The organism is Arenibacter sp. P308M17 (assembly GCF_003426735.1).
In the GTDB taxonomy this organism is placed as follows: Bacteria; Bacteroidota; Bacteroidia; order Flavobacteriales; family Flavobacteriaceae; genus Arenibacter.
Genome location: NZ_QVON01000002.1, coordinates 26,679 through 45,643 on the forward strand (window position 1 = coordinate 26,679; position 18,965 = coordinate 45,643).

At 34.6% G+C, this 18,965-nt stretch carries 14 protein-coding genes; 13 read left to right on the forward strand and 1 reads right to left on the reverse strand.

What is annotated here, in order from left to right:
• Window positions 1–11 precede the first annotated feature (11 nt).
• Entirely contained in the window at window positions 12–695 is a 684-nt protein-coding gene (locus tag D0S24_RS04205) for a ParA family protein (protein WP_117018625.1), read from the reverse strand.
• Between the two features lie 999 nt (window positions 696–1,694).
• On the opposite strand from D0S24_RS04205, the gene mobC reads away from it, so the two are divergent.
• The 13 genes from mobC to D0S24_RS04280 all read left to right on the forward strand — a co-directional run bounded on the left by mobC (window position 1,695) and on the right by D0S24_RS04280 (window position 18,955).
• A complete protein-coding gene (gene mobC / locus D0S24_RS04215; protein ID WP_117018627.1) occupies window positions 1,695–2,078 on the forward strand; it encodes a plasmid mobilization relaxosome protein MobC in 384 nt (127 codons plus the stop codon).
• A 1-nt stretch (window position 2,079) separates the two neighbouring features.
• Window positions 2,080–4,374, forward strand: coding sequence for a relaxase/mobilization nuclease domain-containing protein (locus D0S24_RS04220; RefSeq protein ID WP_117018628.1), 2,295 nt, complete (start codon window positions 2,080–2,082; stop codon window positions 4,372–4,374).
• A gap of 162 nt (window positions 4,375–4,536) precedes the next feature.
• A complete protein-coding gene (locus D0S24_RS04225; protein ID WP_117018629.1) occupies window positions 4,537–5,622 on the forward strand; it encodes a Fic family protein in 1,086 nt (361 codons plus the stop codon).
• A gap of 545 nt (window positions 5,623–6,167) precedes the next feature.
• Entirely contained in the window at window positions 6,168–7,538 is a 1,371-nt protein-coding gene (gene dgt, locus D0S24_RS04230; protein WP_117018630.1) for a dGTP triphosphohydrolase, read from the forward strand.
• 140 nt (window positions 7,539–7,678) lie between these two features.
• The gene (locus tag D0S24_RS04235; protein WP_117018631.1) at window positions 7,679–7,972 is read left to right on the forward strand and encodes a hypothetical protein; all 294 of its coding nucleotides are present in this window, start codon (window positions 7,679–7,681) and stop codon (window positions 7,970–7,972) included.
• Between the two features lie 6 nt (window positions 7,973–7,978).
• On the forward strand, window positions 7,979–8,218 hold the full coding sequence (locus D0S24_RS04240) for a hypothetical protein (RefSeq protein ID WP_117018632.1): 240 nt from the start codon (window positions 7,979–7,981) through the stop codon (window positions 8,216–8,218).
• A 185-nt stretch (window positions 8,219–8,403) separates the two neighbouring features.
• The gene (locus D0S24_RS04245; protein WP_117018633.1) at window positions 8,404–8,646 is read left to right on the forward strand and encodes a hypothetical protein; all 243 of its coding nucleotides are present in this window, start codon (window positions 8,404–8,406) and stop codon (window positions 8,644–8,646) included.
• The gene (locus D0S24_RS04250) at window positions 8,647–8,979 is read left to right on the forward strand and encodes a hypothetical protein (protein WP_117018634.1); all 333 of its coding nucleotides are present in this window, start codon (window positions 8,647–8,649) and stop codon (window positions 8,977–8,979) included.
• A gap of 13 nt (window positions 8,980–8,992) precedes the next feature.
• Window positions 8,993–10,522 carry a retropepsin-like aspartic protease gene (locus D0S24_RS04255; RefSeq protein ID WP_117018635.1) on the forward strand — a complete coding sequence of 510 codons (1,530 nt, stop codon included), beginning with the start codon at window positions 8,993–8,995 and terminating at the stop codon, window positions 10,520–10,522.
• A 192-nt stretch (window positions 10,523–10,714) separates the two neighbouring features.
• Window positions 10,715–12,304 (forward strand): class I SAM-dependent DNA methyltransferase, encoded by a 1,590-nt coding sequence (locus D0S24_RS04265; RefSeq protein ID WP_117018637.1) that lies wholly within the window; start codon window positions 10,715–10,717, stop codon window positions 12,302–12,304.
• Between the two features lie 9 nt (window positions 12,305–12,313).
• Entirely contained in the window at window positions 12,314–14,749 is a 2,436-nt protein-coding gene (locus D0S24_RS04270; RefSeq protein ID WP_117018638.1) for a hypothetical protein, read from the forward strand.
• Window positions 14,730–15,956 carry a restriction endonuclease subunit S gene (locus tag D0S24_RS04275; protein WP_181938024.1) on the forward strand — a complete coding sequence of 409 codons (1,227 nt, stop codon included), beginning with the start codon at window positions 14,730–14,732 and terminating at the stop codon, window positions 15,954–15,956. The genes D0S24_RS04270 and D0S24_RS04275 overlap by 20 nt, the downstream gene beginning before the upstream one ends.
• Complete coding sequence (locus D0S24_RS04280) at window positions 15,953–18,955, forward strand: type I restriction endonuclease subunit R (protein ID WP_117018640.1); 3,003 nt, start codon at window positions 15,953–15,955, stop codon at window positions 18,953–18,955. Before D0S24_RS04275 ends, D0S24_RS04280 begins: the two co-directional genes overlap by 4 nt.
• Window positions 18,956–18,965 lie beyond the last annotated feature (10 nt).

Below are 18,965 nucleotides of genomic sequence, written 5' to 3' on the forward strand. Positions count from 1 at the left end.
TGAAATCTAGTTTATAAATTTGATAACTTTTCTAATTCTTCGAGGAATTTTTTAATATCCATATCCCCTTCTTCCTTATTTTCTGGAATAGGGTAGAGGGTATTCCTGTATTGTTCCTTGTATATAGTCCTGTCCTTGACCACACTTCGCATTATGGGGATGCCGGCTTCTTCGAACTGTTGGCGGAGCAGTGAAAACTTGTTTTTCCTTACCAATTTATATTTGTTGAAAAATAAGTTGACACTTTTGAGTACCCGCTCCTCATTGTCCAGAAAGTTGTTTTTTAAGGTAAAATAGAAATTGGAGGTGCTGTCTATTTCCAATTCGTCGTGGGTAAATGGGATGAAAATATGTTCCACATATAACAGGCCCTTGACCATTTCTACGTTGAGACTCCCAGGGAGGTCCAGAATAATATAATCCATTAGACCGTAATATTTCATAATTGTGTCTTGGATAGATCCAACGCTTACCCGTTCGATGGTGTAAGGCTCCAATTCCTTAATTTCTGAAGCATCCAAAAAACTAAGTTCACGCTGTCTCTTTTTATAGATCGAATACTGTGGATTGTCCCCATCCAGGAGCACTACCTTTTTACCTTTGGCATAATGAAGGTTGGAGGCCAGGATAAGGTTTAAAGTGGTTTTTCCGATACCACCTTTTTCACCTACGATACTAATAATTTTTGTTTCCATAATCTAGATATTAATTTTGATATATACATATATTATTGAGCGGTTATAAGTATATATTGGAATATGAATATATATTAATAGAGATATATTGACATATAAACATATTTGAATATGCACCTATATTTATATTTAAATATATGTATATAATTAATTAATAATCAGGTTTTTACAATAAATAATTTAATGTAGGATCATATAAAACCATATCAAAACAGAGAGGTACAGTGGGAGGTTCCATATGGTTTTATGCATTGGTTTTTGCTGAGGGTTTTTGAACTTTTTACTAATCATGTAGAGGATATTATTACCACTTTTTACGCCTGGATAGAGTTTTGGTTTTTCTTTCATCACCTCAATATGGTTTATTAGTGAAACTCAATTTTGAGAAGTCAGTAAGACGCAATGAAAATTGAAAGTTGAACTAATCCCGCCATTTTCGGCGGGATCTAAGTTCAATGCCTTGACCCTGGGGTCGAGTCCTATTATGGGATTCAGGGCAAGCCCTAAGGTTTAATACCTTTTTATTAAGTTTTTGAAGGGACGGGAATTAATAAAATGCTGGTTTTTGTATATTTCCAAATCCCTCCGGAAGTCGAGCAACCCTTCCACTACAACCCTCCCCATGCGGACACGCTTCGCCGGTCCACTCGAGAAGTCTTTCCGTTCCTGTTTTCCTCGACACCCTCGGGACCGCACAAAAGTACAAGCGCCAAAAAAAGTCGTTTGACCTTTTTTCGCCCAACCCACAAAAAAAGTTGTATTTCGATGATTCTCCTCATTTCCAATACATCAAATAAGACCATATAATTCTTATGCCTGTACCCATTAATATCCATATGGTTTGATATGTATTTGAAGTGTAAAATACTGATTATTAAATTGTTGTAATCAATCTTATTCTGCTATATTTATCCGTGTAGACGGATAGCAAGTTATGTTTTAAGCATCTTAAAACGCCTACTTCTTACGAAGTGAAAAACGATAAAATCGATTCAAAAAATGGTTAGTAACAGAGGCGGGAGAAAACATTTGGGGGACAGGAAGCGAGAGCATGCCATAACGCTTAGGTTCAATCGCACGGAACTGGAAAAGGTAAAGGCCATCCTGCAATCCTATAATCTTGATTTTCGGAAACGGGGAACCGTCGGGCCTTTCCTAAGAAAGCTTATCCTAAACAGGGAAACCATAAAAGAGAAACGAGTTCCAGATGAAATATCGAACCTCAGTTACCAATTGAACAAAATAGGCACCAACATCAACCAACTCGTCAAGGTGGCCAACTACAAGAGTATGCGAAGCCCAAATGCTAGTCTAGAGAGGGAGATGCAAAAGGTCGGCGAACTGATGATAGAACTTATAGAAACGATCAACAACGGAAATTAAAATGATAGCAAGGATACTTTATCGGAATAATGTGCAGGGGATTATGAATTATGTATTGGGCAAGGCGGATAGCATTATACTGGGCTTCCAGAACACCTATTCGGAAACCGATACCAACACAGCATTTTTCGGTAGGGTCCTTTGCTATCTCGGCAATCGGCACGATTCTGAAAGACGATTTGTACATGCGACTATCAATCTTCCCCGAGGCGAACATTTGGAAGACATGGCCTTTTTTGAGCTGTCCAAAGCGTATATGGAGCACATGGGTTATGAAGAACAGCCCTATATGGTGGTACGCCACCACGATACTAAGCACGAGCATGTCCATATCGTCTCGACCACCATCAAGGAAGATTGTCTGCAGATAAATCTTTCCAATGATTTTAAAAGGAATGTAGCCACCCAAAAATACCTTGAAAAACAGTTCGGCCTTTCCCCGTCTCCTGATAAACGACAGGACAGGGAGCTACCAATTTATGGGACCCCCCAATTTAAGAATCAGGACATTAACGGGGTTAGGTTCTATATACAGGACATTACAAACAACATTCTACAGAAGTACAAGGTGCGAAGCTTTAAAGAATTGTCCGAAATATTGAGACCGCACCATATCCATTTAAGGACGGTAGACCACAATGGCAGGGATGGCGTATCTTTTGGGGTCGATGTAGAAAATGGCTACAGCTCAAGATTTATCAACGGCTCTACCGTACATCCTCAATTAAGCGGACCAAAACTGCAAAAGGTTTTTGAGCGGAACGTAAGTTCCAAGCTATTACCTATGGTCAAAAAGCGTTTGGAAAAGCAAATACTGACGACATATAAATTGTTCAAGAACATTCACATGGAAGACCTGCCGGATGTATTTAAATCCTATCAGAATCTGGATTGTGAATTGCTTTACGGAAGGAAAGGCCAACTAAGTGACATTATTATCTATGATAAATCAGGATTTATATGTAGAACTTCGGAAATAAGTTCGAAGATAAATTTTGCAAACCATCCACAGCTAAACAGTTCCGAGAATGGGCAAACCAGCATAGATGTCGATAGCAACCAGTTTGTTCTGGAATTACAAAAACTTATAAAAAACGCCTTTTACAAGGCCTATTTCGATGCCAATAAACGCGATATGCTGTTATCGGAATTTGTATCGCTCAAAAGTTTTAAGGAGGTGCTTCCCTTTTTGGCGAGTTCGGAACGATATGCATTTCTAAACCATTACATATCCGAAAATAATGGTAGTAACTTGTTGATTTCAGTACAAAAGGAATTGGACAGCATGCGCGATATGTTGGGTATAACGGAATCAAAGAAAGAACTCAAAATACTGGAAAATAGGGTTTCGATTATAAAAAAGGTTTTGGAAGCCAATGTATTCGATATTTCGGGGAGTAAAAGTACCTTATTTTATTTGTTACAAGGTTTGGGCCTCAAATATAGTAATAGCGCTATATCCTATATCAACTCTGATGTCCATTCGGTTAAGATGTTCCTGGACAATTATTATATACCAAATGAGAATGAAGCCTACATATCCTTTGGTTGTATCAATCAAAATGAAAGGGTATTGGAAATGTTAATGGAAGAAAAAGGAGCTAGGGCTGCCGATTTAAACGCTACCGCTTTTTTCCTTCCCATGCTACTGCCCCAACTATATAGCTCAATAACTCTGGATTATGGAAAGTGGTTTGAAGAACATAGCTTGAAGGCATATCTCCATAAAACGGAACGTCTCCATTTGTCATATGAAAAATCCGCAATCGATTATATAAAACTGTTCAACGCCAAGGGATTTAATTTTAAGCAAATAGGGAATGATATTTGCGTCTCCTCTATTTATTCAAAACATGGGGTCAGTATTCCGTTAGCATTAAAAACCCAGGCATATCTTAAATCGATCAAGAGTTTGGATCAAGTGTTGAGCGAGCAATCCAAAACAATATCCAACATATTGGACGAGGGTAGGGCAGAGCTCAAAAACTTATGGCTTTCCTATTTGATAGAAAAAGAATTATACGGTAAAGCTGCTTTTATGATGGTCTTCGATAAATTACGTCCAAATTTGGATAAGGACGTTATGGAATACCATTTAGAAAAAGGATTGAGGGAACAGCTACTTCAAGTATCCAAACGAAAGTTAAATGCACAACAGACAACTATTTTGCGTAGGAGTGCCTTTGTCTTCAGTACGTTTTTAGGAAATAGACCATATAAGGATGAAGAAGTATTTAATGGATTTAAGGACGAGCTTACAGATTATTCCAAACGTAAAGGAATTTACCTTTATTGATTAGTCAATTTAAATCATAATATAGGAAATTAATTGCGCAAGATTAGATTAATTAGTGTTGTGTACAAGAGTAGGTTTTACCTCTAATATCCAAACAAAGGTAATTTTTTGTTATATTTACCCTCGTTAATAAAACGCAAGTAATTATTACCCTCATTCAAAATGGCAGCATTTAATAGAAATACACCCTATAATAATTTACCGTTATTACCACCAAAGACGGCATTGGAAACCACCAAAGTCTTGCGAAAGACCATTGATGCCAGTAGGGCATTGGCACAGCTAAACGGTATGCTCACCAATTTACCAAACCCTACGCTGTTTTTGGATACCATACATCTACAAGAAGCAAAAGCGAGTTCAGAAATAGAGAACATTATTACCACCAATGATGATCTGTATAAATCTATAGTGGCGGATAAAAAGTTTGATAATCCTGCAACAAAAGAAGTGATAAGCTATAAAGAAGCCCTTTGGAATGGACTGCGCGATATAGAAAAACGCCCTTTTATAAGTACAAATTTGTGCATTGAAATTGTTCAAAGTATTAAAAAGAATACTGCTGGCATTAGAACAACGCCAGGAACTGCTTTAAAAAATCCAAAAGGTGAAACTATCTACACGCCACCTATAGGTGAAAATGTGATAAGAGAGAAATTGGCAAATCTAGAAACCTTTATTAATGGTGAAGATGCTATGGACCCATTAATAAAAATGGCATTAATGCATTATCAATTTGAAGCAATTCACCCCTTTAACGATGGTAATGGAAGAACAGGACGTATTTTATTGTTACTCTACTTAAAACTTGAAAAATTGTTGGATACACCTGCTATTTACTTAAGTGAGTATATTATAAAAAATAAGGCGGACTATTATAACAAATTACGTGAGGTTACCGAAAATAATGCATGGGAATCGTGGATAATATATATGCTCGATATGGTAGAATATACTGCTAAAAAGGGATTACAGCGTTTAAAGGACGTAACCGATTTAATGCAAATAATGACCACTGAGATTAAGGAAACCTTGCCAAAAGTATATACTAAAGAGCTTGTGGAAATATTATTTAGATTGCCATATACTAAAAGACAATTTTTAATCGATGCCAAATTAGGAACACCCAAAACTGTTGGCAATTATCTAATAGCCTTAGAGGAAGCTGGGTTTTTAATATCTGAAAAAGTAGGCAAAGAGAAATTATATCTCAACCATAGATTAATGGCTGTTTTAGAAGCATCATAAGTGACTATTATCGGTTAAAGAAAAGTATAGTTAAAATTTATTTGCTTTAATGAAACACTATGTTTTGAAGATTTGTTGCCTACAAGGAAACATCCACACTCGGTATTGGGAGATCTTGCACATAATGGGTTCATAGACACAAATGAAAATAGCCCAGATTCTTTACTTTCAACTGCTAGTTAACTTGGGAGGAGGTCATTAGCTATGTTTTCATAAATTCTTGCTAAGAAACTTGATTAAATTTATGCCTTTTTGTTTTTCAAGTTACATGGAAAAAATTGGATTTCTAAAAAAAAGCAATTCAACGGATATTACTGTACTTTACCGATTAAGCAAATATAAAAACTAATATTGGCTAACTTAGGAGGTTTATAGCAAACTTTTGGTTGTAGTATTCCCCCCTCTTTACACCAATGTAATTTCATATAATTAATAGGATTTATAGTAAACAAAGAATGTATTTATATGCCTTCTAGTTAACTTTTAGACTAGTTATATCATATGATAGTTTAGACGTACGTTATGCCAGCATTTAAAAAAAACCTATGAATTGGACAAATTGTTTTAGTAATAAAAGATTTGGAGTTGATGTTGAAACACGAGGTCCAAGAACTGAATATGAAAGAGACTATGATAGATTAATATTTTCATCTGCATTTCGCAGACTTCAAAACAAAACGCAAGTTTTCCCACTTCCCAGACACGTTTTCGTTCATAACCGATTAACCCATTCTCTGGAAGTAGCTAGCGTTGGAAAATCTTTAGGAAAAATAGTTGGAACAGAACTTTATCAAATCAAAGAAATTAAAGAAAATGATGACGCTAGAAAGTTTTATCGAAATCATTTAAAAAATGTTATCGCTGCTGCCTGTTTAGCTCATGATATGGGAAATCCTGCATTTGGACATTCAGGAGAAGATGCAATTTCAAAATATTTCATAGACAGAGAAAATGACGAAAAATTCCGCAAGCGATTTACAAAAGAACAATGGCAGGATTTAATAAATTTTGAAGGTAATGCCAATGCTCTAAGACTCTTAACTAAACAATTAAAACATCGATTACAAGGTGCATACAGACTCACTTATTCCACTCTTGTTAGTATTTTAAAATATCCATGTGAATCACTTGCTGTTGATGATACCAAAGGTAAACATAGAAGTAAATTTGGGTTCTTCGACGATGACAGAGACACGTTTGTACTTATAGCAAAAGAAACTAATCTAATAAAAGAGCAAGACCAACCATTAGTTTATGCTAGACATCCATTCGTATATCTCGTAGAAGCAGCAGATGATATCTGTTACAATATTATTGATTTTGAAGATGCCCATCGTCTAGGAATTTTAACGACAAAAGAGGTGAAAAAACAATTTCTAAAAATCATTAAACTTAATGAAGAGGAAGATTTTGCACATGTAAAAAATACTCTTAAAGAATTAGAAAATGACACTAACGAACAAATTGCATATTTACGAGCTAAAAGCATAAATACCCTGATTTTACAAGCATCCCAAGTCTTTATTGAAAAGAAAGACCTTATAATCAAGGGCAAATACAAAAACTCACTCATCAAAGACATAATCAAAGCAAGACCAATTTTGAAAGAAATTGAAGAAATTTCTGTTAAGAAATTATATAATCATTATTCAGTTGTGAAAATTGAGCTTGCTGGCTTTAATATAATGTCAGGACTTATAGAAGATTTTGTAGAGGCTTTATTAATACCAAAAAAAGCTAGAAAGAAAAGACATAAAAAAGTACTAAGCTTAATTCCAGTCCAATATACATTTGAAGAAACTGATAGTGAATACGCCAAAATAATGTGTGTTTTAGATTTTATGTCTGGAATGACGGATTTATTTGCCCTTCAATTATACAAAAACATCAAGGGAATTGAGATACCAGAAATATAAAACGTGGTATAATAACGACTATAACAAATAGGGTGTTAAGTCCTGAATAGATGCGCTTCATCGTGTTTGCAATATCCGCCCAAACTTTTTGGGTTAAGCAAGTAAAAAAAGAAAAATAATTAAAAAGGAAAAATATCACAATGAGAATACATCCAATTTTTTCTAAAAAATATATATTATGGTGGTTCATATTGGCTGCGGTTATTTCCTTAAAAATTACGCTATTAGGATTTAAGCCTAATAGTATTTCGACAATGGAGGCATATGAAAATAGTGGTATGTTAACATGGATTTTTGGAACCTTACTATCTGGTATAGTTTTTTCTACACCAATTTACTTGCTTTACCGAGTGTTTTTTAAAAAATGGGATAACAAAGTGTTTATGATTTTAATCTCATTGTTTGTCGGTCTTTTGTTAATTTTTGTTTTATAAATAATTATGTTAGAGCTGACTAAAGAAAACAGAAATATGATTGGTGTAATTATGGGAATTAGTTACACTCTTTATTTTAATTGGAGAATTGGTGAATATCAATTAATAGAAACTTTTGCTTATTCATTACCTTTTTTAGTTGTTTCTGCCATAATTGGATTGGGAATTTCAAAAATCAGAAAGGATAATAATTATGGGATTTATTTTGCTCTTATCACTTTAATATTTCTAGTTTATAAAATTTAAAAACTAAAAACATTTGAATATCCCTTATAAAAAAAGGGAAGTAATTAATGAAACTAAAGAATAACCATTAAAATAGCGGTCACTTATAACCTTAAAAATCAGTGCGTTGAAATCCGCTTATTTTGATAAGCAAGACATTAATTAACAATAATCGACAATGGCCAAACCGCGTAAAAAATTAAGGAATGAACAATAAGACTGGATATATTATTGGATTCGTTAGTGCTGCGATTTATACTTTTGTTATGCACGGAACGGATTTTACATTAATCAATTTTATAGCTTCTATAATTGGTGCACTATTAGTTCCAATTATTATTGCAATTCCCATTAACCTTTTATCAAAATCGAAAAATCTAGGTAAAATCTTTGGAATAACTTGCATAGTAGTTCACATACTAGCTGGAGTAGGTAATATTTCAAATTAAATGAATAAAAAGGTGAAATTATTAGTTTTAGGTGTAATTTTCATTGGCTTGTTTTTTCTAATAAAAAGCAGAAAGGTTTCAAAATCTGTTTTTGACCTAATGGTCCTAACCGAACAAGTAGAGGTTTTAGAAGCTTGCAAAAACAGATACGAGGCTAGACAAAAAGATAAGTCTATAAGCTTTGAAGATATTTCATACAATGATAAGTTGTTTTACAATTATCACATTGCCAAAAATGGTGAGGATATATGTTCAGACCATGAAAAACTTAAAAAAATGCTCACTAAATATTACAAGGATTACTATAGAAAGGAATGGAAATTCATATATTAAATAGACTTTTCTAATGCAAAAATGGACAATTCAATATGCAATCGTATACCTACTATTTATTAGCCAATTACCAGCGCAGATTCAAAAAGTAGGCATTAAACATTTTTTAGATAATACAATTTCACATAGAGACTATAACATTTCTATCTTAGAGAATACCATCAAAAATAGCCATGAAAAAAGCTTGTTACTAAATAAGGCGGTAAGATTTAAAATGTACATTGATGCCCAAGAATATGCCTCAAATATCTATTCAAAAAATTGCAATAGTAATTCAAGTCAGATTGGAATTACAAACCATTTAATTAACAATACCTTTTACCAAGGAATTGAAAATGCAAATTTTTTATTCAAAATTGCAGAAGCAACAGAACCACATTTTTCGGAAAAATACGCAGATATATTTGATCAACAAATAAACAAAATCAGCTCGTTGTTAAGATTTACAGACCAAGATTGTAGAACAGCATTAAACGAATTAGTCTTGCGTAAAGATGGAATATTCTATGATGACAATCTAGGAGACAATGTGTTATCATTTAATTACATTGCCAACCCGGTTGACGAGTTACTTGACGGCCATTATCAAGAATTTTCTTCTTTAGACAGCTCTAATGATAAATTTTTTATAACTCTTAAAATACCAAGTAGTTGGGGGGTAAATGATAAAAACAGCTTTAATTATAACTCAACTATGGGGATTTTTCAGCCGTATGAAAAATTTCTAAATGGTCTGGTTACTGTATCAATTTTTGAACACTCAATGGTAGCACGAGAAGATATGATATCACAAGGCATAACGGACAATGATATAGTTGATGAAATTTATTCCAATACAGACTTATTGACGTCTACTATATTAACTTTAACAAAAGATATAGCCAACCAGAAAGACGTGATGGCTACTGTCTACAACAATGGAAACAAAAAGCTTCTTTTTTATAATTCAAAAAATAATTTAAGTAAAATTACAGATAATGAGCTTTTTGACAAACAACAATTCCAGTCATGGAATGTTATTACTTTTCATAACGGTCAAATAATTAAAATAGACTTTTCCGCATACAACGAAATAGGGGAAATAAATTCATTTGATTATTATTCAAAGGTGTTTTTTAAAATAATTTCTTCCATTAAATTTAAGGACATCAATGAAAACATATTGTATTTAACAGATGAGCAAGGAATGAAATATATTAATGCCGATTTTAATGGGCTGGAATATAAATTTTTATTGGATACAGGTGCTTCTAGTGTTGTAATCAATAGACAAATACTAGAGGAACTTCTAACCAATGGAAGTACTAATAAAAAGAATATGATTGGTACATCCCGGGTTGAAATCGCGGATGGAACAGTTATAATTTGTGAAGACTGGTTAATTCCAGAAATTAAAGTTGGCGACAGATTTATTAGGGATGTAATTGTGAAAGTAATTGATTCACAAAACAGTCTGCCACTTTTCGGCATGGACGGTCTTAGCAAACTGAACGTGCAGCGATTAAATTTGAACGTCAATGAAATCATTTTAAAGCCTGAATAAATATGGTAGTGGTCGGAATAAGCCGAAAGCAAACCTCAAAGAGATATAAGCATAATTATCAAATACAAATTGAATGAAAGGTCTGAAGTTTAGAATCATCATAAAAACCCCAATACCAATAAAACATTTATTTTTTAGAACTAAATAGATACCTTTAATTTTAAATCCAAAACCAAGCATATCATTTTTTTCATGGCTAAAAATACAGTAAAGGCAGATATCGATTTTGAAAAGGAACTTTGGGACGCCGCAAACGAATTAAGAGGGGCCGTATCGGAGAATAACTATAAAAACTACATTCTACCATTAGTCTTTCTAAAACACCTTAGTGAGCGATACCAGATGGTGTATGAAGAACTAACCAAGGAACTGAAAGATCCAAAGTCCGATTACTACACCACCGACCAAGAGGAGATTAATTACGTCCTGGAAGACCAAGATGAGTATCGCTCAAGAAATACTTTTAAAATTCCAAAAAAAGCATCCTGGCAGTATCTTAAGGACAACGCAGAGCAAGATGCTATAAAAGTGATTGTGGATGATGCTTTTGACGTTATCCAAGAGCTGTTAACAGCTTACAATCCACAACTAAATAACCTTTTGCCACGTCTATTTGTGCGGAGCGAATTATCTCCCAAACAAACAGGGGGTATAATAAACTTGTTGTCACATCCTAAGTTTTCTGAAAAAGAGAACCCTGAAAGTGATATTTTGGGTCGTATCTATGAGTACTATATTGGACGATTTGCCATGGCTGAGGGTTCGGGTGCCGGGCAATTCTTTACTCCTGGCAGTATCGTTAGGCTTTTAGTAGAATTATTAGAGCCATACAAAGGCCGAATTTTTGATCCTGCATGCGGTAGTGGGGGTATGTTTGTACAGAGTTTAAAGTTCATTAAAGAACATGGTGGCGATAAGACGGACATTTCCATATATGGTCAGGAAATGACCGCCCAAACTCTGCGATTGTGCTTAATGAACCTTCTTCTACGCGACTTATCTTTTGACATAAAACTGGGCAACTCCCTTTTGGATGATAAATTCCCTGATTTAAAGGCCGACTTTATCCTTGCCAATCCTCCCTTTAATGTCAGTAACTGGCACCCTGAAGATTTACCAGATGGAGACCCTCGTCTTTTTGGCCCTAAAGAAGAATTCACCACTGATGGTTCTGCGAATTATATGTGGATGCAAACCTTTTGGCATCATTTATCGGATTCTGGTACTGCTGGAATTGTAATGGCTAATGGGGCAATGACCTCCAACAGCAAAGGCGAGAAAAATGTACGCCAATATATGGTAGACAATAGTATGATTGATTGTATTGTAAGAATGCCTGATAAGTTGTTCTTAACAACAGGCATTCCTGCATGTCTTTTTATTCTAAGTAAAAACCGTGATGGTAAAGATGGTGAGCACAGGGCACGAAGCAATGAAATATTGTTTTTGGATGCGGCAAAAATGGGAACCATGGCTAGTCGGAAACTTCGAGTGTTTTCTGATGAAGATGTAAGCCTAATTGCGGACACATACCACAATTGGCGCAGTACAGGAAAAACCTATGAAGATATTGATGGTTTTTGTAAAGCTACCAAATTGGAAGAAGTGCAAAAACAAGATTATAAATTGACACCAGGTATTTATGTGGGTACTGAAGCGGAAGATGATGATGGCATACCCTTTGAAGAAAAATTGGAGACCTTAAAGGGGCAACTTGTTGTACAGTTTGAAAAGGGGGAGGATTTAAAAAGGAGGATAATGAAAAATTTTGATTGGCTTTAACTCTATAAAATGACAGATTACGACTTTTCCACATTGAACTATTCAGATTTTGAAAAACTGGTCTGCGATTTATTGAACTGTCAGTATAGCAATAGTAAAAATGAGGCTTATTTCAGAAGCTTTAAAATAGGAAAGGACAAGGGTATAGATTTACTACATTCTACGACAAGTAGAGGTTACGATGCTGTTGTACAAGTAAAGCACTATGTCAAATCACCTATATCAAATTTATTTTATGATTTAGAGAACAAAGAAAAAACAAAGGTTGATGAACTTAAGCCCAACCACTATATTTTTGTTACATCACTCCCTCTTAACCCCAATGAAAAAGAAAAAATAAAGGAAATCTTCAATCCTCATATTAAAGAACTTGGGGATATCTTTGGTAGAAATGATTTAAACGACATATTAAGATTAAATCCCAGTGTTGAACAAAATCACTATAAATTATGGTTTTCAAGCACTATAGTATTAACAAAGATTCTGAACTACAAATATGAAGGTAGGAGAAATGAATTTACGGAAGATATACTAAAAAGGAAACTTAGGCTTTTTGTGGTAACTAAAGATTATTTTCTAGCTAAAGATACTTTGGAAAAAAACAAATATCTTATAATCTCTGGTAACCCAGGTGTAGGCAAAACAACATTGTCTGATATATTAATTTATGATTATATCAAAGAAGATTATGAACTGAACATTGTTTATGATAGTATAAAAGAAATTGAAGAAACTTTAAAAAATGATGAATCCAAACAAGTTTTTTATTTTGATGATTTCCTTGGGCATACTCAAGCAGAAATTAATAAAGCTAAATCAACAGATTCTATTCTTATTCGATTGTTAACTAGGATACAAAAACACTCCAATAAATATATAATATTAAACACAAGAAAATTTATATTAAGTCCTTATTTGGAAGAATCTGAAAGACTAAGAAATTTTAATCCATTAAAGGCGGAAACGCAAATAGAGTTGTACTCTTACTCTTATGGTATAAAAAGAAGAATCTTGGACAACCATATTTTGGAGTCGAATTTAAAAGAGGAACTCAAACAAGTATTAATAGGATTGGCCCCATTTATCTGTCAACATATAAATTTCACTCCTAGGATTATTGAATTTTTCACAGGATCCAAAGTAGAAAAATTTAGCCCAGGTAATTTCGAGAGTTTTATATTATCCAACTTAAAAAATCCTAAAGAAATTTGGAGCCATGCGTATACAAAACAAATAACTGATTTCGATAGATTTTTACTAAATACCCTTTATTCCTTAAATGATTGGGTGTCGTGTAAGGATTTAGAATTGGCCTATCACAGCAGATTGGATTATGAAGTGGCAGCAAATAATTACATGAAGCCACTCGACTCTTTTTTCACAAGTCTGAGAAATTTAAACAACGGATTTCTAAATATTGACTCAAATGTCGACAAGAATATTAGTTTAATCAACCCATCTCTAAGGGACTTTCTTGATTATTATCTCGTGGAGAATGTGCTAGAGAAAGAGAGGATTTTAAAATCAGCTCTTTACATAGAACAATGGTTTTTTTTCTATAAGCCATTTGAAGATTCCAAGAAAGTAATTACAGAAAACTTAAAGCAATGTTTTAGTAAGAACATAGATAATTTAGATTCTTTAAGAATTGACAATAAGGTATGTTCAACTGAAAAGGTATTTGAGGATAATATCTTTAGCAAATTAATTTTTCACTATTATTTTATGGATGGCAGCGAGGTCAATAAGACTGTTGCATTGTTAGAGGAAATTAATGATTGGTCATTCTTAGAGAACAATATATTCAATATATATTTAATGCAGAAGTTTATGACCAGAGCATCTAATATTAAAAAAATCAATAATCTTATTAATTCTTTAGACCATAATTTTTTTATGATCCTATTGAATAACCAAAATTCGATATGTGAACTGAAAGAAACTTATAATTTAATTCATAAACATTACGGGTTTAATTTTTTTGAAACATTTCGAAACTTGGCCCAAGATGTTAACAGCCAAGACAGTTACAATGAATTAAAAAATAGTGTAATTTCAATCTTTAACGAAGAAAAGGAGAGTGCATATAATCATTTAAAAGAAATTAATACGGAGAGGGATAATCATATAGAATACTTTCAAAATCTAGAGATTTCAAGAGACTTCATTGCTGATAATTTGTTCCCTGATTTAGAATTGAACTTTAACCTTTTAACAAGCATTGATTGGAATGATTATGCAGATAAAAATTTAATGGAAATAAAAGCTACCGATGCAAAAAATGATACTAATGATGATATTGAAAAATTCATAGAACAACAATATGAGTGGCACTATGAAGAAGATGATTATTATCTAGATTATGTGCACGAATTAAATATTGGCTCTAGTGAAAATGTTATTAATGATTATTTTACAGAAGACAATGAAGAACTACCATTTTAAGGAAACACAATCGCTGCCACACAATTGGAAATCATATAAGCTTTCGGAATTAACAAGCGTCATAACAAAGGGAACCACTCCATCGACCTATGGATTTGATTTTTTAGCTTCCGGTATTAATTACATTCGAGCTCAAAGTTTAAATTATAGTGGTTCAATTGATGAAGAATCTTTTTCTTATATTTCTCAAGAAGCACATGATAGACTTAAGCGGTCACAATTGAAGAAAAATGACATATTATTTTCTATGGCCGGTGCATATTTGGGTATGGTTGGAATGATTAAGGAATCACACTGTCCCGCAAATACAAATCAAGCCGTAGGAATAATTAGAATTTCCGTTGATTTTGTAGATGTCAAATTTGTTGAATATACTCTTAGAAATCCGAGTACGGTAGAATTTGTCAATTCTCAATCCGGACAATCTGCTCAACCGAACATAAACTTGGCAGAAATAGGTAATTTATCATTTAAATTTCCCCCTCTACAAGAACAAAAAGCCATCGCCTCCATCTTATCTGCACTTGACGATAAAATAGAAAACAACCTGGCCATGAACAAAACCTTGGAAGATATGGCTATGGCCCTATACAAGCATTGGTTTGTGGATTTTGGACCTTTTGCAGATGGCGAGTTTGTAGATTCCGAATTAGGGATGATTCCCAAAGGTTGGGAGGTAAAACAGCTAAAAGAAATTCTTGAAATAAAATATGGGAAAGACCATAAAAAGTTAGAAGAGGGTACAATTCCAGTCTATGGAACAGGAGGTATAATGCGATATGTAAACCAATCATTGTATGATCAAGAATCTATACTAATCCCTCGAAAAGGTTCATTGAATAACCTTTATTACTTGAATAGAAAATTCTGGACAGTAGACACTCTTTTTTATTCAAAAATTAAATTAACAGGGTTTGGCAAATATGCATTTCATTTCCTAAAAACATTGGATCTTGCTTCTATGGATGTGGGGTCCGCTATACCTAGTTTAACCACACAACTATTAAATAGAATTAATGTAGTAATACCTCCAAATCATGAAGTATTAAAATATGATAAAATTGTTACAATATGGTTTAATATGATACAATCAAATATTGAAGAAAACCAAACCCTAACTGAAATCCGAGATACGATGCTATCTAAACTAATCAGCGGAGAAGTACGTTTAAAAGAGTTTAAAGAAACCTTAGCAAACGCATTATGACCAACTTTACTGAAACTGCCGTTCAAAATGCTACCTTATCCTGGCTAAAAGAATTAGGTTATACCCATAAAATAGGCAACAGCCTAAATAGGAATCTTAAAAAGGTGGTTTTGGAAGACGAGCTTCGTAATTTCTTGGAACGTACATATAAAGACGTGCCTGTTACAGCCATTAACGAAGCGATGGCAAGCTTTACCCAACACCAAGGGATGGATACGGATAATCGTAATCGGGATTTTCACCGTAAATGTACCCAAGGCATTTCCATAAGTTGGAAAGATGCCCAGGGCAAAGAAAATGCCAAACACATTTACCCCATAGATTATAAAAATGCAGTAAACAATAGTTTTATATGTGCAGATGAAGTTACCGTTATAGGTAAAAATACCCGTCGTACAGATGTACTTATTTTTATTAACGGTTTGCCTTTGGTAGTGTTCGAGTTTAAAAATTTGTTTGACCATAATGTGGGTGTGGATAATGCCTACGGCCAAATACAACATTATAAGAAAGATATTCCGCAGTTATTTGATTACAATGCCATAACGGTAGTTTCGGATGGTTTGGAAGCTTTGCATGGCATGTATAGTTCGTCCATAAAATGGTTTGCTCCATGGAAAAGCCTGGATGGGGAGGAAACAAAACAAAATGATGATCTACAGTTAGAAACCTTAATTAAGGGACTGTTTCCTAAAGAAACACTGTTGAACTATATCCAAAACTTTATTTTCCACGAAGACCATAATGGTAAGATTATTAAAAAGGGTGCCAAGTATCACCAATATTGGGGCATTACCAAAGCAGTTTCCTCCACCATAGAAAATATAAAACCCAAAGGTGATGGTAGGTTAGGGGTTATATGGCATACCCAAGGTTCGGGAAAAAGTATTTCCATGGCCATTCTTACTGGAATTTTACGCCAACTACCAGAATTAAAAAACCCTGCCATTGTAATACAAGTAGATCGTAATGATCTGGACCAACAGCTATATGAGAATTTTGTACTATGTAAAGATTTGGTTGGCGATGTACAACATGCCAATACTACGGACGAATTAAGAAGTTTACTAATTACAGATGGTGGGGGTGTTATTTTTACCACCATAGAGAAGTTCCGCTTAAAAGAGGTAGAAGACGGTAAAGAAAAAACACATCCCGTACTCTCAGAACGCTATAACCTGATCGTTATGGCTGATGAAGCCCACCGTACCCAATACGGCTTTAAGGATGGCGGTTTCGCACAAAACATCCGCAAGGCAGTTCCCAATGCATCGTTTATAGGTTTTACGGGCACCCCGGTTGATGGTAAGGATGCTGATACGGAGCAAGTTTTTGGAAAAACGATACACACCTATGACATAAAACAAGCCGTAGAGGATGGTGCCACAGTACCCATTTATTACGAACCCAAAATGGTACCGCTCAATATCAAGGCAAAATACACCCAGGAATTGGAAGAAGTAGCTGAAGGTGAGGAAGACGCTTCCAATTCGGTATGGGCAGCTATTGAAGATGCCGCTGGCGCAGAAGATAGGGTACAACGTGTTGCCAAGGATATTTTAACTCATTTTAAAGCCCGTATAGAGACATTGGACGGCAAAGCTATGATAGTCTGTATGAGCCGCCGTAATTGCGTAAAAATGTATGATGCACTTATAAAGCTGGACAATTGTCCGGAGATAGCGGTTATCATGACTACCAACATTGGAAAGGACCCTGAATCCTGGAATCCCCATGTTCGTACCAAAGACAATATGGAAGCCGTTAAAAAGCGTTTCCGCACTCCAGAAGACCCATTAAAAATGGTTATCGTAAGGGATATGTGGCTTACTGGTTTTGATGCCCCTTGTGCGCATACCATGTACGTAGATAAAATAATGAAAGGCCATAACCTTATGCAGGCCATTGCAAGGGTAAACCGCGTCTTTCAGGACAAACCCAATGGCCTAGTAGTAGATTTTATAGGCATATCCGGCTATTTGGCAGAAGCCACAAAAAAATATACTGGGAGTGGGGGAGCAGGCAAGCCTACCATAGATTTAGATGCAGCGGTAGCAGTCTGTTTGGAACAGTTTGTTACCACAAAAGGACTAGTTGGAGATTTTGATCAGGCACAAATAGAAGCCATGCCGGAAACTGAATTGATACAATGGACCAATAAAACATTAAATAGCTTATTACAGTCAGATGTCATCACCGATGCTTTTCTAAAAGAAGAACGTAAACTAACAGAATTAATGGCCATGACCAATTCCGACCCCAAAATATGGGAGATCCAGGAAGAAGTTGCCATTATCCAAAAGTTTCGGGTGTTGATCCGAAAAATAAAATCACCACCAGGAGCCCAACGGGAAAAGAACGATCGTATCAAGGATTTAATTAGCAAGAGTCTAGCCTCACAAGAAATTGTAGACTTGGCCAAAATGTACAATCTGGATAAAATTGATATTTCCATAATAGACGATCGCTTTCAAGCAATTGTTAAGGAAAAAGGAGGAGAGAACATAAAGATAGAATTGCTGCGGAGGATTATCAATGATGAACTCAAAGTACGGATGGTAAAAAACATTCGTAAAATGACAAATCTTAGGGATGAGTTGGAAAAGGTATTAGGCAAGTACCATAAAAACAGCATGGATTCCATAGCAGCCATTAAGCACTTGTTGGACATTGCCCAGGAATTTCAGCAAGATGATGTCAGGACAAAACAATTAGGCCTTACAGAGGACGAATTGGCTTTTTATGATTTGCTGTCCGCCAACGAAAAATTATTGAATGTAAAGGGCCCTATTCAAGACCTGGTACATTCCGTAGTTGCATCAGTAAAGAAAAATCTACAACTGGATTGGACCAAGAAAGAAGACGCCAGGGCAGCAATACGCCTGGCGGTAAAAAAAGAGTTGCGAGGCAAGATACCTTTCTCCGAATTGGATAATCTTTTAAAGGAAGTTGTTGAACAGGCTGAAGGTCAATATAAAGATTGGCCGTTGATGGGGTAGTAAAATTAAA

What these genes read in the sequence shown, in the direction of transcription:
- D0S24_RS04205 (WP_117018625.1), bottom strand. Translation starts at nt 695, where the DNA reads ATGGAAACAAAAATTATTAGTATCGTAGGTGAAAAAGGTGGTATCGGA.
- mobC (WP_117018627.1), top strand. Translation starts at nt 1,695, where the DNA reads ATGGTTAGTAACAGAGGCGGGAGAAAACATTTGGGGGACAGGAAGCGA.
- D0S24_RS04220 (WP_117018628.1), top strand. Translation starts at nt 2,080, where the DNA reads ATGATAGCAAGGATACTTTATCGGAATAATGTGCAGGGGATTATGAAT.
- D0S24_RS04225 (WP_117018629.1), top strand. Translation starts at nt 4,537, where the DNA reads ATGGCAGCATTTAATAGAAATACACCCTATAATAATTTACCGTTATTA.
- dgt (WP_117018630.1), top strand. Translation starts at nt 6,168, where the DNA reads ATGAATTGGACAAATTGTTTTAGTAATAAAAGATTTGGAGTTGATGTT.
- D0S24_RS04235 (WP_117018631.1), top strand. Translation starts at nt 7,679, where the DNA reads ATGAGAATACATCCAATTTTTTCTAAAAAATATATATTATGGTGGTTC.
- D0S24_RS04240 (WP_117018632.1), top strand. Translation starts at nt 7,979, where the DNA reads ATGTTAGAGCTGACTAAAGAAAACAGAAATATGATTGGTGTAATTATG.
- D0S24_RS04245 (WP_117018633.1), top strand. Translation starts at nt 8,404, where the DNA reads ATGAACAATAAGACTGGATATATTATTGGATTCGTTAGTGCTGCGATT.
- D0S24_RS04250 (WP_117018634.1), top strand. Translation starts at nt 8,647, where the DNA reads ATGAATAAAAAGGTGAAATTATTAGTTTTAGGTGTAATTTTCATTGGC.
- D0S24_RS04255 (WP_117018635.1), top strand. Translation starts at nt 8,993, where the DNA reads ATGCAAAAATGGACAATTCAATATGCAATCGTATACCTACTATTTATT.
- D0S24_RS04265 (WP_117018637.1), top strand. Translation starts at nt 10,715, where the DNA reads ATGGCTAAAAATACAGTAAAGGCAGATATCGATTTTGAAAAGGAACTT.
- D0S24_RS04270 (WP_117018638.1), top strand. Translation starts at nt 12,314, where the DNA reads ATGACAGATTACGACTTTTCCACATTGAACTATTCAGATTTTGAAAAA.
- D0S24_RS04275 (WP_181938024.1), top strand. Translation starts at nt 14,730, where the DNA reads ATGAAGAACTACCATTTTAAGGAAACACAATCGCTGCCACACAATTGG.
- D0S24_RS04280 (WP_117018640.1), top strand. Translation starts at nt 15,953, where the DNA reads ATGACCAACTTTACTGAAACTGCCGTTCAAAATGCTACCTTATCCTGG.